This is a genomic window from Pseudomonas sp. P7758 (assembly GCF_013386485.1).
Classification (GTDB): domain Bacteria; phylum Pseudomonadota; class Gammaproteobacteria; order Pseudomonadales; family Pseudomonadaceae; genus Aquipseudomonas.
The window spans coordinates 69,160-82,538 of record NZ_JACARS010000078.1; the positions used below are offsets into that span (position 1 = coordinate 69,160).

General features: G+C 60.8%; 8 protein-coding genes. 6 read left to right on the forward strand and 2 right to left on the reverse strand.

All coding sequences use genetic code 11. The features are described 5' to 3' along the window. Window positions 1–7: 7 nt before the first annotated feature. Window positions 8–937 carry a TauD/TfdA family dioxygenase gene (locus HX873_RS17685; RefSeq protein ID WP_218170331.1) on the reverse strand — a complete coding sequence of 310 codons (930 nt, stop codon included), beginning with the start codon at window positions 935–937 and terminating at the stop codon, window positions 8–10. A 306-nt stretch (window positions 938–1,243) separates the two neighbouring features. Between HX873_RS17685 and HX873_RS17690 the strand changes: the two genes are divergently transcribed. The 4 genes from HX873_RS17690 to HX873_RS17705 all read left to right on the forward strand — a co-directional run bounded on the left by HX873_RS17690 (window position 1,244) and on the right by HX873_RS17705 (window position 9,135). Beyond that, window positions 1,244–3,304, forward strand: coding sequence for a TonB-dependent receptor (locus tag HX873_RS17690; RefSeq protein WP_087694511.1), 2,061 nt, complete (start codon window positions 1,244–1,246; stop codon window positions 3,302–3,304). A gap of 117 nt (window positions 3,305–3,421) precedes the next feature. Next, the gene (locus HX873_RS17695) at window positions 3,422–4,837 is read left to right on the forward strand and encodes a diaminobutyrate--2-oxoglutarate transaminase (RefSeq protein ID WP_087694510.1); all 1,416 of its coding nucleotides are present in this window, start codon (window positions 3,422–3,424) and stop codon (window positions 4,835–4,837) included. Between the two features lie 64 nt (window positions 4,838–4,901). Beyond that, window positions 4,902–6,041 (forward strand): efflux RND transporter periplasmic adaptor subunit, encoded by a 1,140-nt coding sequence (locus HX873_RS17700; RefSeq protein WP_087694509.1) that lies wholly within the window; start codon window positions 4,902–4,904, stop codon window positions 6,039–6,041. 1 nt (window position 6,042) lies between these two features. Beyond that, a complete protein-coding gene (locus tag HX873_RS17705; RefSeq protein WP_177122978.1) occupies window positions 6,043–9,135 on the forward strand; it encodes a multidrug efflux RND transporter permease subunit in 3,093 nt (1,030 codons plus the stop codon). Here the strand turns inward: HX873_RS17705 and HX873_RS17710 are convergent. Then, entirely contained in the window at window positions 9,102–10,016 is a 915-nt protein-coding gene (locus tag HX873_RS17710; RefSeq protein ID WP_008433801.1) for a LysR family transcriptional regulator, read from the reverse strand. The genes HX873_RS17705 and HX873_RS17710 overlap by 34 nt on opposite strands. Before the next feature lie 248 nt (window positions 10,017–10,264). On the opposite strand from HX873_RS17710, the gene HX873_RS17715 reads away from it, so the two are divergent. Both HX873_RS17715 and HX873_RS17720 read left to right on the forward strand, forming a co-directional pair. After that, window positions 10,265–11,287 carry a zinc-dependent alcohol dehydrogenase family protein gene (locus HX873_RS17715; protein ID WP_003217140.1) on the forward strand — a complete coding sequence of 341 codons (1,023 nt, stop codon included), beginning with the start codon at window positions 10,265–10,267 and terminating at the stop codon, window positions 11,285–11,287. A gap of 651 nt (window positions 11,288–11,938) precedes the next feature. Beyond that, a complete protein-coding gene (locus HX873_RS17720) occupies window positions 11,939–13,360 on the forward strand; it encodes a hypothetical protein (RefSeq protein WP_177122979.1) in 1,422 nt (473 codons plus the stop codon). The last annotated feature ends 19 nt before the right edge of the window (window positions 13,361–13,379 follow it).

The window sequence follows — 13,379 nt, forward strand, 5'->3', positions numbered from 1 at the left end:
GTGGGATTTACGCCATGGCCACGATGACTTTACGGTCACCGGTATAAGGATTGCGCCCGTGGGCGACCAGTCGGTTGTCGAGCATCAGGATGTCGCCGGGCTCCCAGGGGAAGCTGACGGCGGTCTGGTCATAGACCGCACGCACCGTATCGAGCATCGCATCGGGGATCGCCGAGCCGTCACCGAAATACACATGGCGCGGCAGGTTCTCTTCACCGACGGCCGCCAGCAGGCTGGCACGCACACCGGGTTCAATGGCCGAGACGTGGAACAGGTGCGCCTGATTGAACCAGACCCACTCACCGGTCTCGGGGTGCTGCAACACGGCGGCGCAGCGCTGGCGGGTGCGCAGGTCGCCGTCAGCTTTCCATTCCCACTCGATGTTGTTGTCCTGGCAGTAGCGCTCGACCTGGGCGCGGTCTTCGGTGTTGAACACCTTTTGCCAGGGCAGATCGAGGGCGCCGCTGTAATTGCGCACATAGAGCAGCTCACGGCTGGCGAACGCTTCGCGAATCTCGGCCGGCATGCGCTGGTAGGTCAGGCGGCTATCGCAAATCGGCGTTTCGCCGCCGGTTTCACTGGCCTTGATGCAGTGGAACCAGATGCGCGCAGGCCAGGGCCGGGTATAGGCCTGTTCGTTGTGCAGGGGGATGAATTGGTGAGCCGGGTATTCCGTCGAACTGTAGACCCCGGCGAACACTTTGCTGCGCGGGGTGGAGCCGAATTCGTAGCTGGCCAATGGCGCGCCGAAGCTGGCGGCGAAACGCTTGAAGTCGATGGGCGTGGCGACATTGAAGCCGCGAAACAGCACACCGCCCGCCGTACGCAAGCTGTCGTCGAGGCTGTCGCGGATCGACTGTTCGAGCGCATGGATCGACTGGCCCGGGCTGGCTTGCACGCGCCTTGGCAGAACGGCTGCGCCAGGGGCTTGATCCATGATTGAAACAGGCTCCGAACGTCCGTTCGGGTGTTCGATTGAAGTCATCCTTTGCACATCCTGTTTGTTTTTTTTGGCTCTGTAGCGACGTGACAGCAGGCCGTGAAAACTGGGCAGTGGCCTCGATGAAGCTTTGCAACGAAATGCTTACATCTCGTTACATGTGGTCATACTAGGTGTTAATGAGATGGATTATCAATACTATTCCTTTAATATTTTTTTTCGTCTAGACTCCGGCCCCGCTGGGGAAAAACAGCGATTTGCCAACGGATAAAAATACAAATAACTGCGGTAGGGGAGCGGGGCGTGAATTACAAAATTAATACACTTGCGTTGGCGGTAGGGTCTGCTATGTGCCTGTTGAACAGTGCATGGGCGGAGGATCAAACCTCGGCGGTGGAGATTGCGCCGATCACCGTCACTGGTGAAAAAATCAACCGCACACTTGAGCAGACCCAGTCGAGCGTCGCCGTTGTGACGGAACAGCAACTGCGCGACAAAGCCGATCACAACCTGATCGACGTGTTTGCCCGTACACCGGGTGTGTACAACCAGGCGGGCAACGAAAACTGGGGTATCCGTGGTGTGCCGGTGTCCGGTTTCGATGACCAGGGCCCGGCGACGCTGAACGGCGCAGTGTCGGTGTATGTCGATGGCGCGCAACAACCCAACCGTGCGCTGACGCTAAGCCCGATCGGCCTGTGGGACACGGAGCAGGTCGAGGTTTTCCTTGGCCCGCAGTCCACCACCCAAGGTCGCAACTCCCTGGCTGGTGCGGTAGTAATTCAGACCAAGAACCCGACCTTTGAACCGTCCTTCTCCGCCCAAACCAACATCGGCAACTACGGTGAACGCGGCGTGGCCGTGGCTGGCGGTGGCTCGATCGTCGACGACAAGATCGCCGGCCGTATCGCCATCGACACTCAGGACGGCGACGGTTATATCCGCAACACCACTAACCACGACGATGCCAACCCGCACCGCACCAGCAACTACCGCGGCAAGTTGTTGATCACGCCGAACGATGACACTGACGTGCTGCTGACCTACGCGCACAACGAACACCGCCAGGGCGACAACTCGATCACCCGCATCGGCGACAAGGTCCAGTATTACAAGATTGCCTCGAACACCAAGGCCTACGACAACCTTAACCAGGATACGGTGAGCGCGAAGATCGACTGGCGCCTCAACGAGGCCTGGACGCTGACCAACCTGACCACTTACACCCATTCGTCCTATACGGCGCGCAAGGACTTCGACCAGACCGCCACGGTGAATAACGAAATCCTGCGTAACCAGGCCGGTGACATGTTCAGCCAGGAACTGCGTTTGGGCTATACGTCCGACACCATCCGCAGTTTCGGCGGTGTGTACTACGGCCGTACCACCAACAGCTTCCACGACCGCCTGCTGTTCAATAACGTTCAGCGCGGCGCCGCCAAGGGCGATGTCGATATCAACAACGCCGCGTTGTTCGGTGAAGTGGACTGGGATTTCGCGCCGAACTGGACCCTGATCACCGGCCTGCGCTACGACTACGAAACCAACGATACCGACATCGAGCAGGATGACTTCTCCAGCCCTGGCAAGGTCAAGAAGACCTTCCACGCGCTGTTGCCGAAACTGGGCGTCGACTATCAATTCATCCCCGACCAGTACGTCGGTTTCATGGTGCAGAAAGGCTACCGTGGGGGTGGCGTCAACGTGCGAGCCGGTGGCGGTCACCAGGCTTACGATCCGGAATACACCACCAACTACGAGCTGTCGTACCGGGGTTCGTTCCTCGAGAAGAGCCTGCGCGCACGTGCCAACCTGTACTACACCGACTGGAAAGACCAGCAGGTCAGCGTGCTTGACCCGTCGGGTGATTTCTTCCTCGTCTACAACGCCGGTCGCAGTGACATCAAGGGCCTGGAAGTCAGCGTCGAGAAAGACTTCGGTGAGCAGTTGACCTTGAACATCGGCGGTGCCATCACCGACGCCAAGTACAAGGACTTCAATACCGGTGACGGCCTTGACCGCAGCGGCCAGCCGTTCCTGTACTCGCCGAAATACAAGATGTCTGTGGGCGGTACCTACCGTTGGAACGATCGCTTGACCCTCAACACCGACCTCACTTACCAGAGCACCGCGCCGTCTGACTTCGAATTTGACGCCAACGGCAACGTGAGCAAAGTGCGCCGCAGTGACAACTACGTCCTGACCAACTTCAGCACCGAGTACAAGGTGACCAAGAACGTCGCCGTGTCCGGCTACCTGAAAAACGCCTTCGGCAAGGAATACGTCACCAGCAACCGCATCGGCGACATCATCGATGTGGGCGCCCCGCGCACATTCGGCCTGGTACTGCGTTACGACATGTAAGTCGATGGGCGCAGGGGTGCGCATTCCCTGCGTCTGGTTTCAAGACTTTTGCTGCCTGGCGCGTTCGTGTCCAGGCAGCGCTGCTTGCTTCCAAACCCAGCCTCCATGGAGGACCTCATGAACGCTTTTTCGAATGCCACAACCGGTGGTGCGCAACAGCTACGCCTGTTGCACACTGGGCTGTCCCAACCTTACTGCCTGGACCTGACGCCGATACTCGAGCGCCAGCAACAGCAAGAATCCAACGCCCGCAGCTACCCACGACGCATCCCGCTGGTGCTTGAACGCGCCCATGGGATTTACGTACAGGACAGTCGCGGGCAAGTGTTTGTCGATTGCCTGGCGGGTGCCGGAACCCTGGCGCTGGGCCACAATCACCCGGTGATTATCGAAGCAATCACACAACTGATGGCCGCCGGTGTGCCGATGCACACGCTGGACCTGATGACGCCGGTCAAGGACGCTTTCGTTCAGGAAGTCTTCGGCTGCCTGCCGCCCGACTTTGCACGCAATGCCCGCATCCAGTTTTGCGGCCCCAGTGGGGCCGATGCGGTGGAAGCTGCACTCAAATTGACGCGCACCGCGACCGGGCGCCATTCGGTGCTGGCCTTCGAAGGCGCCTATCACGGCATGACCCTCGGCACCTTGGCCATCAGCGGCAACCTGTCCCCAAAAAATGCCCTCGGCGCGTTGATGCCGGGCGTGCAACGCCTACCGTACCCGCATGATTACCGCTGTCCGTTTGGTGTCGCCGGCGATCAAGGCGTGACCCTGAATGTGCGCTACCTGGAACACCTGCTCAACGACCCGGAAAGCGGCGTCACCTTACCGGCCGCGATGATTCTTGAGCCGATCCAGGGCGAAGGTGGGGTGATTGCCGCGCCGGATCGCTGGTTGCAGGAACTGCGACGCTTGACCCGCGCCCACGGTATCCCGCTGATTGTCGACGAAATCCAATGCGGCATTGCTCGCAGTGGCCGTATGTTCGGCTTCGAGCAATCGGGCATTACCCCGGATGTGATCACCCTGTCCAAGGCCATCGGTGGTGGCTTGCCGTTATCGGTCATGGTCTATAACGATTCGCTGGATGTCTGGCAGCCCGGCGCGCACGCCGGCACCTTCCGTGGCAATCAGTTGGCGATGGCGGCCGGTACGGCGACCTTGCGCTTCATTCGCGACAATGACCTGGTGGCGCACGCCGAGACCGTCGGCGCGCACTTGCGCAAACACTTGCAGGCGCTGCAGAGTGAATTCGCCTGGGTCGGTGACGTTCGCGGTCGCGGCCTGATGCTCGGCATGGAAATCGTCGACCCGCACGGGGTATCTGATGTACAAGGGCACCCACCGGTGGACACTGCGCGGGCCAAGGCTTTCCAGCAAGCGTGCCTCAAGCATGGGTTGATCGTCGAGCTGGGTGGGCGTCATGGAGCAACGGTGCGCTTCCTGCCGCCGTTGATCATCACCGAGCAAGAAATCGATTTTGTTGCGCAAATCCTGTTCCAGGCTGCCCACGCGATCACCACGCGGCCCTGATCGAGCCATGCCCGGTGCCTGCCAAGGGAATGGAAGGGCGCATTTTTCAGCGAAAGGACGACACATGCACAAGGCTGTATCGACACTGCTGTTTGCTGCGCTGACCCTGGGCGGCTGCGATGTTAGGCCGCTGCCCGTTGCTTCCAAGACGCTGCCGCCGCAGGTCAAGACCCTGACCGTACAACCCCGCGCCTTCGCCATGACTGCCGAATTACCGGGCCGCATTGAGCCGGTGCGCGTCGCAGAAGTGCGCGCACGGGTCGCCGGGGTGGTGCTGGCGCGGCATTTTGTCGAAGGCAGTGACGTCAAGGCGGGCCAGTTGCTGTTCAGCATCGACCCGGCGCCGCTCAAGGCCAAGTTAATGCGAGTTGAAGGTGACCTGGCCAGGGCCGAGGCGGATGTCTATCGCGCCAACGCCCATGTGCAGCGCTATACGCAACTGGTCGAGATCAATGCGGTCAGCCCGCAATTATTTGATGACGCGATGGCCGATCTCAAACGCGCCAAGGCCGACCGCCTGGCCGCAGAGGCCGACCGGGCCACCGCGCAACTCAATTTGGACTACTGCCAGGTGCGTGCGTCGATCAGTGGCCGCATAGGCCGTGCGCTGGTCAGCGAAGGCGCACTGGTCGGCCAGGACGAGGCCACACAGATGGCACGGATTCAACAACTGGACCCGATCTACGCCGACTTCACCCAGCCCGCCGAACAGGTCGTGGCGCTGCGCCAAGCCGTCGCCAACGGCCGCCTGGTGTTGACCGGGGAGGGCGCGGCCCAGGTCTCGTTGCAGGTCGGCAACCCGATGCAGACCCGCGCGGGCAAGCTGTTGTTCTCAGATATCTCCGTAGACCGCAGTACCGGCCAAGTCACTTTGCGCGGTGAGTTTCCCAACCCCGATAACGTGCTGCTGCCTGGCATGTACGTCAGGGTAGTGGCACCGGCCGGGGTGGACCCACAGGCGATGTTCGTGCCGCAGCAGGCGGTGCAGCGCGGCACTGACGGGCAGGCCCGGCTGATGCTGGTCGACGCCCAAGGCGTGGTGCAGGAGCGCATCGTCAGCACCGGCGCGATGCTCGGTCCCGACTGGCAGATCACTCAAGGCCTGAAGGCAGGTGAGCGGGTGGTGGTGGAGCGGGTCGACAAGCTCAGCGCCGGTAGCAAGGTCAGCGTTGTTGCTCTGGCTGCGCGACAGGCCGCAGACTGAGATGGCCGACTTCTTCATTGATCGTCCGAATTTCGCCTGGGTCATCGCGTTGTTTGTCGTGCTGGCGGGTGCGCTGACGCTCGGCCGTTTGCCCGTCAGCCAATACCCCGACGTTGCGCCGCCACAAATCAGCGTCAGTGCCAGCTACCCGGGTGCCTCGGCGCAGATCATCAACCTCAACGTCACCAGCCTGCTGGAAGAAGAACTCAACGGCCTGCCTGACTTGCTGTACTACGAGTCCACCAGTGCCAATGGCAGTGCAGACACCACCGTCACCTTTAAACCGGGCACTGACCCGGACCGCGCGCAGATTGATGTGCAAAACCGTTTGCAACGGGTGGTGGGGCGCTTGCCCCAAGCGGTGATCGAGCAGGGCTTGAAAGTCGAGCAGGTGCGCGCCAACTTTCTGATGATTTATGCCCTTTCGTACACCGACGAACAGCAGGATTCGGTCGGCCTGGCCGATTTTGCTGCCCGCGCAGTGAATAACGAAATTCGTCGTGTGGCCGGCGTCGGCCGCGTGCAGATGTATACCGCCGAGCGCGCCATGCGTATTTGGGTCGACCCGGCGAAGCTGGTGGGTTATGGCCTGTCGATGGCGGATGTGAGCAAAGCCATCGCGGCGCAGAACGTTCAGGTGCCGGCCGGCAGCATGGGTGAACGCCCGGGGCCGGTGGACCAGCAGATTACCGCTACCGTCATGGTTCAGGGCCAGTTGGAGTCGGTGGAGGCGTTTGGCAATATTGTGCTGCGTGCCAATGACGACGGCGCCAGTGTGCGAATTCACGATGTGGCGCGGGTGGAACTGGGGCGCCAGGACTACCGCTTCGATGCCCGTCTGAACGGCAAGCCCGTGGCGGCCATGTCGGTGCAACTCGCGCCGGGTGGCAATGCGTTGCAGACCGCGCAGGCAGTCAAGGCGCGTCTGGACCACCTGTCGAGCACCCTGCCGAGCAACATGCGCTTTAGCGTGCCGTACGATACGGCGCCCTTTGTCCAGGCCGCGATCAAGCAGGTCGTCTACACCTTGATCGAAGCCATGGTGCTGGTATTCCTGGTGATGTGGCTGTTCTTGCAAAAGCTGCGCTACACCTTGATTCCGGCGGTGGTCGTGCCGGTATGCCTGTCGGGCACGCTCGCAGTAATGGGGGTGTTGGGCTTTTCCATCAATATGATGACCCTGTTCGGCATGGTCCTGGCCATCGGCATGCTGGTGGACGACGCCATTGTCGTGGTGGAAAACGTCGAGCGCTTGATCAACCAGGAGCGCCTGTCACCCCAAGACGCGACCCGCAAGGCCATGGGCCAGATCAGCGGCGCCATTGTTGGCATTACACTGGTGCTCTCAACGGTATTTTTGCCACTGGCCTTCATGGGCGGTTCGGTGGGCGTGATCTACCAGCAGTTCGCCCTGGTATTGTCGGTATCGATTCTTTTCTCCGGGTTCCTCGCGCTGACCCTGACGCCGGCGCTCTGTGCGGCATTGCTCAAGCCTTTTGATCCGGCACAGCGGCTGAATGGGTTCAACCGACACTTTGACAGGTTGACTGCACACTATGAGCGCATCGCCGGCAGCTGGGTGCAGCGGGGCACTCGCAGCGTGTGTCTGTACCTGTTGTTGCTGGCGGTGCTGGTGTTTGCCTACCACCGCTTGCCATCCTCCTTCATTCCCAGTGAGGACCAGGGCTACACCGTCACCGATATCCAGTTGCCTCCAGCGGCCTCCGCAGCGCGTACCGAAGTGACGGTGAACGCGTGGGAGCAATATGCCCTGGCACAACCGGCCACCCAACAGGTGCTGAGCATTCTGGGCTTCAGCTTTTCCGGCGAGGGAGCCAATGCCGCCTTGTCGTATATCAGCCTCAAGGACTGGTCGGTTCGCGGGGCCGACCAGGCCAGTCGCGCCGTGGCACAGCGCGCAACCCAGGCCTTTGAAGAGGTCAGCGACGGCACCGTATTTAGCACGGTGCCGCCGGCGGTCGATGGTCTTGGTACGTCTGCCGGCTTCGAACTGCGCCTGCAAGACCTGACCGGTCACAGTCACGCCGAGCTGCTGGGCGCCCGCGCGCAACTGCTCGCTGCCGCAAAAGAGTCCCCGGTGATCGGCAGCCTGCGCGATGAAGGCCTGTCGGACGCGCCGCAGATAAAAGTCGACATCGACCGGGAAAAAGCCGAGGCCCTTGGTGTGAGTTTCGATGTGGTCAGCGCTGCGTTATCGGCGGCCCTCGGTTCACAGCAAATCAACGAATTTGCCAACCAGGGGCGTATGCAGCGCGTGATTGTCCAAGCTGACGGCGGTAGCCGCCAGACACCCGAAGCGCTGCTGCGCCTGCAAGTGCTCAACCGGCAGAACACGCTGGTGCCCCTCGAAGCCTTCAGCCGTTTTGAATGGCAAGTCGGCCCGCTGCAGATCGTGCGTTACAACGGCTCGCAATCGCTGCGCTTTACCGGTGACGCCGCGGCTGGCTACAGCACCGGCCAGGCCATGCAGGTATTGCAGAACATCGCGGAGCAACTGCCGGGCGGTTTCAGCCTGGAGTGGGCCGGGCTGTCGCTGCAGGAGCAACAATCCGGTGCCCAGGTGCCGCTGTTGATGGGATTATCACTGTTGACGGTCCTGCTGGTACTGGTGGCCTTGTATGAAAGCTGGGCGATACCGTTTGCCGTGCTGTTGATCGTACCGGTTGGCGTGCTGGGGTCAGTGGCGGCCGTCACCATCATGGGCATGCCCAATGACGTCTATTTCAAGGTGGGTTTGATTACCATCATCGGCCTGTCGGCGAAGAACGCGATACTCATTGTCGAGTTTGCCAAAGAGCTGCACGCCCAAGGCGCACGTCTTGCAGATGCGTCGGTCCAGGCTGCACGCCTGCGCTTTCGCCCGATCATCATGACATCACTGGCATTTATCCTGGGCGTAGTGCCGCTGGCGCTCGCCACCGGGCCGGGCGCCGCCAGCCAGCAATCGATTGGAACTGGGGTGATTGGCGGAATGCTCGCGGCGACAGTGCTGGGCGTGTTGTGGGTGCCAGTGCTATTTGTAACGGTGATGGCGGTTTCTCAAAGACTCTCGGGGTCGCCGAAGAACATCTGAATCCGCGACCTTAACCACCGTTCCCCCGGATCATTGTCCTGTGACCCACGCCACGCCATGTGCAATTCAAAGGTGCGCACCGGCAGTGGCGGCTCCTCAGCCCGCAAGCCACCCGCTGAAGTCAACGCTTCAGCGGCATAGTCCGGCACGGTCGCGACAATATCGGTGCCCGCCAGCAACGTCCCCAGCCCATTGAACTGCGGCACAGCCAGCACGACATGGCGCTTGCGGCCCAGTTTTTCCAGTTCTTCATCCAGAAACCCGCTCAAATCCCCGGCGAATGACACCAGGGCATGGGGTCGGGCGCAGAAGTCATCCAGGCTCATGGAACCCGGCATGCTGTCGGCCCGCAGCAGCATCGGCTTGCTGCGGCGCAATACCTTGCGCTTGGCGTTGGCCGGCAAATCGGTGGTGTAGCTCACGCCGATGGAGATTTCGCCGGAGGCCAGCAGGCCGGGCATCAGGATGTAGTTGACGCGGCGCACTACCAGCACGATGCCGGGGGCTTCGGCCCGCAGGCGCTTGAGCAGCAGCGGCAGCAGGGCGAATTCGACGTCGTCCGACAGGCCGATGCGGAATACCGCGGTGCTGGTGGCCGGGTCGAATTCGGAGGCGCGGCTGACGGCCGTGGAAATCGAGTCCAGGGCCGGGGAGAGCAGTGCGAAGATTTCTACCGCACGGGCCGAGGGCTCCATGCTGCGTCCGGTACGCACGAACAACGGGTCGTCGAACAGGCCGCGCAGGCGTGACAGGGCTGCGCTGATGGCCGGCTGGCCAAGGAACAGTTTCTCGGCAGCGCGGGTCACACTGCGCTCATGCATCAAGGTTTCGAATACGATCAACAGGTTGAGGTCGACACGACGCAGGTCGTTACGGTTCATCTTGTGTCCCAGGCGGCGTCAGTAAACTTGACGGGAGCGGTCATATAAGAACAATGACCGGCATGAATCTTACGGGGAAAGGCTGGTACTCTGCACCGGCTAATTCAGTTTTCCTACATGGCTTGGCACCTTTTCCGTATGTGCGGAATCAATGACAGGCATGTCGACTATTAACGGCGACCGGTGGTCTTGCCCCGAAAGCCCAGATAGAGTTCATGGCAATAGAGGTTACTTTGACGAGGTTTGCGATGTCCCGCACGATCCGTTTTCACAAGTTTGGTCCGGCCGAGGTGCTCAAATGCGAAGAGCATGCAGCCGCTAAGCCCGCACCGGGCGAAGTGCAGGTGCGCGTCGAGGCGATTGGCATCAGCTGGTACGACATTCTGTGGCGCCAGAACCTGGCGTCGTCCCATGCCCGCTTGCCTTCCGGCCTTGGCCATGAAATGGCCGGCGTGGTTGTGGCCGTTGGCGAGGGTGTCGACGACCTGGCGGTGGGTGACAAGGTCGCCAGCTTCCCGGCCGAGAGCCCGAATGACTACCCGGTGTACGGCGAACAGATCGTCCTGCCGCGCTCGGCGCTGACCCGCTACCCGGATGTCCTGAGCCCGATCGAAGCCAGCGTGCACTACACGCCGCTGCTGATTGCCTACTTTGCGTACATGGACCTGGCGCGGGTCAAACCCGGGCAATTCGCCCTGGTAACGGACGCCAGCCACTGTGCCGGCCCATCGTTCGTGCAACTGGGCAAAGCCCTGGGTGTGCGGGTGATTGCTGCGACCAAGACCAGTGATGAGCGCGAATACCTGCTGTCCCTCGGGGCCGAGAAGGTCATCGTCACCGAAGAGCAGGACCTGCTGATGCAAGTCAACAAGTTCACCGACAACCGCGGCGTAGACGTGGTGTTCGATGGCTTGGGTGGCCCGCAGATGTCGTTGCTGGGTGATGTGCTGGCGCCGCGTGGCAGCCTGGTGCTGTACGGCCTGCAAGGTGGTAACCAGACGCCATTCCCGGCCTGTGCGGCGTTCCAGAAGAACATTCAGTTCTTTGTGCACTGCATCGGCAACTTCACCGGCAAACCGGAACTGGGCATCATCCAGGACCAGGTGGCCTTGCAGCGAGCCCTGCGTGACATCAACCAACTGACCGCCGACAAGGTGCTGGTACCGCTGAAAACCACGGTATTTCCGTTCAGCCAGTTCGTTGAAGCGCACCGCTATATGGACGAATGTCCGTGCCGTGAACGGGTTGCCTTGCAGGTAGAAACTGTTTGATCTGTGGGAATATTCTCAAGCGAGTATTCCTGCCCCCGGGCGCATGGGGCAAATGCGCCATTTGACAGGACTTAACCTGCCCACCGCTTGAATCGGGATTTCAGTACTTCAGCCCGATAAACCAGATGTATGCCCCTGACGCCGCCCTGAATCCCAGCGCGGCGTTGTCGTGTCTGCACACTCGATACCCCATGCAAGCCCCCATCTGAACCGGTTTTAGCCGGCGTTCTGTATCTGTTAATCATTATTCAAGTGCCGATAATTGCCCCGTCACTTTTATCTCAAGGATTGAGCAATGATTGAATATATGAAATCACCCCGTACATCCGTCAAGCCCAATAATGTTTCCCATGGCTGTTTTGCCGGAACATCAATATTGAAGTGGGTTATGTCGGATGCTTCTCTAGTTTGTAAGTTAAAGCAGCGTAGGAAGTTGTCAGAGCGTTCCTAAGACTTTCGGTTTGGGCTGCGTGCCCCTTGGCTTGGCGCCTTTTCGGGACTGGAAGCCCCCAAAGGCAGGCTTGGCAGGTAGGGCCCGGTGCTAATCTCCATTGAATGTCACATGTTGTAACGCCCCTACAGAAACAACAGGTCAGGCAAATGCCGTCAACGATTGCCCGAAACTGATATTTCAACTCAGGTAGTAGAACTATGAGCGCTATTCACGAACAAGCCATGAACTATGTCTATCAACAAGTATTGCAACGCTTGATAGGGCATTTCTCTCGAACAGAACGTACCTCGCTCCAGTTATTGATCCAACGAATCGTGGTAGCGGCAGGCGGCATGGAGCGGATCGGTGAATACAAGGTGCTGGTCGCTCACGGCGCAGGCGCCGGCAGCAGCTATGTCCTGGCGTTGTTGCGCGCAGCCCAGCTGACGCTTGCAGGCCGGGCGCCGCGGACGTTTCAACTGCGGGTCGCGACCTTGCGCCATGCCGGCATGTCGCAAAATGCCCTGGACACGCTGCATCGCGGCTACAGCGCGCTGTTCCTGCATGACGATGCGCGTGTCGAATTGCTGATGGTCGAGAATCAGGAAGTCTTGCCGTTCAACCACCTGCGGCCGGCCTCCAGTGCGACGCGCGACACCAGCCGGCGCAATATGCTGATGGTGGGGCACCTGACTTCGGGAGATCTTCGCCAAACCCTGTGCAACGACGCCTACCTGGCCCTCGGTGACTTTTACCAGCGCGTCACCACCTGCAATGGCGGCGTGCACGCGCTGGTCAGCGGTGACTCCGCGCGCAAGCAGCGGGAGTACCTGGCGTGGCTGAAGAAGGCTGCGCTGGCGAGCGGTGCAGAGATCCCGCCGCGACAGCCCCTGGTGCTCAGCGGGCTGTTCGCGCGCATGGATGAGTGGAGCAACGCCTATTACTGTGACCTTTACGGCGAGCGCTACGCCGTCGCCGATAAGTCCGACACGGACAACCATCGCCACTTGGCCTATATCGGCGCTGCCGACCTTAAGGACGCGGCCGAATACACCTCCGGGCCGCTGTTGCGTCAGTTCATGGGCTATGAACCGGACGAGTTTGGCTTTCATTTCAGCCACGCGAGCTATGCGAACCCGTTGCTGATGGCCCATCTGCGGGGCCTGCAGGCCGAGTGCCTGCGGGAACTGGATTACGAGGAGGGCGCACAGGGCTTCATGCAGCAGGCCGCGCTGTTCATGCGGCGCAAGCAGATTCCCGAACACCTGATTGCCCAGGCAGCGACCCAGGATGGCCGAGCGCTGGCGGCCGACTACGCCCAGGCGATGTTCCGATTGGATGAAAGCCAACTGAACTGCCTGATGTTTTCGCCGTTTATCCGTCACGGCGAGCGTCTCGAAAGCTTTTTGCGCCAATGCCACCCCGGCATGCTGGTGGCGCTCCCCGAGCTGCACAAGGCGCTGCAAGGCAAGCCGGTGGCCGAGATGCTGGTGCAATGGGCCATCGACACCAGCGGGTTGCCGATCGACCTGCTGCAACATCTCTATCGCAAGCGGCCAGCCACCGGCGTGCCGGGCATGGCCGAGACGCCACAGCAAGGTGCGCCCGCCCTGGCAGCCTACCAACTGGCGGGGCGTTAAGCGGGTGGCGGCGGGTGAC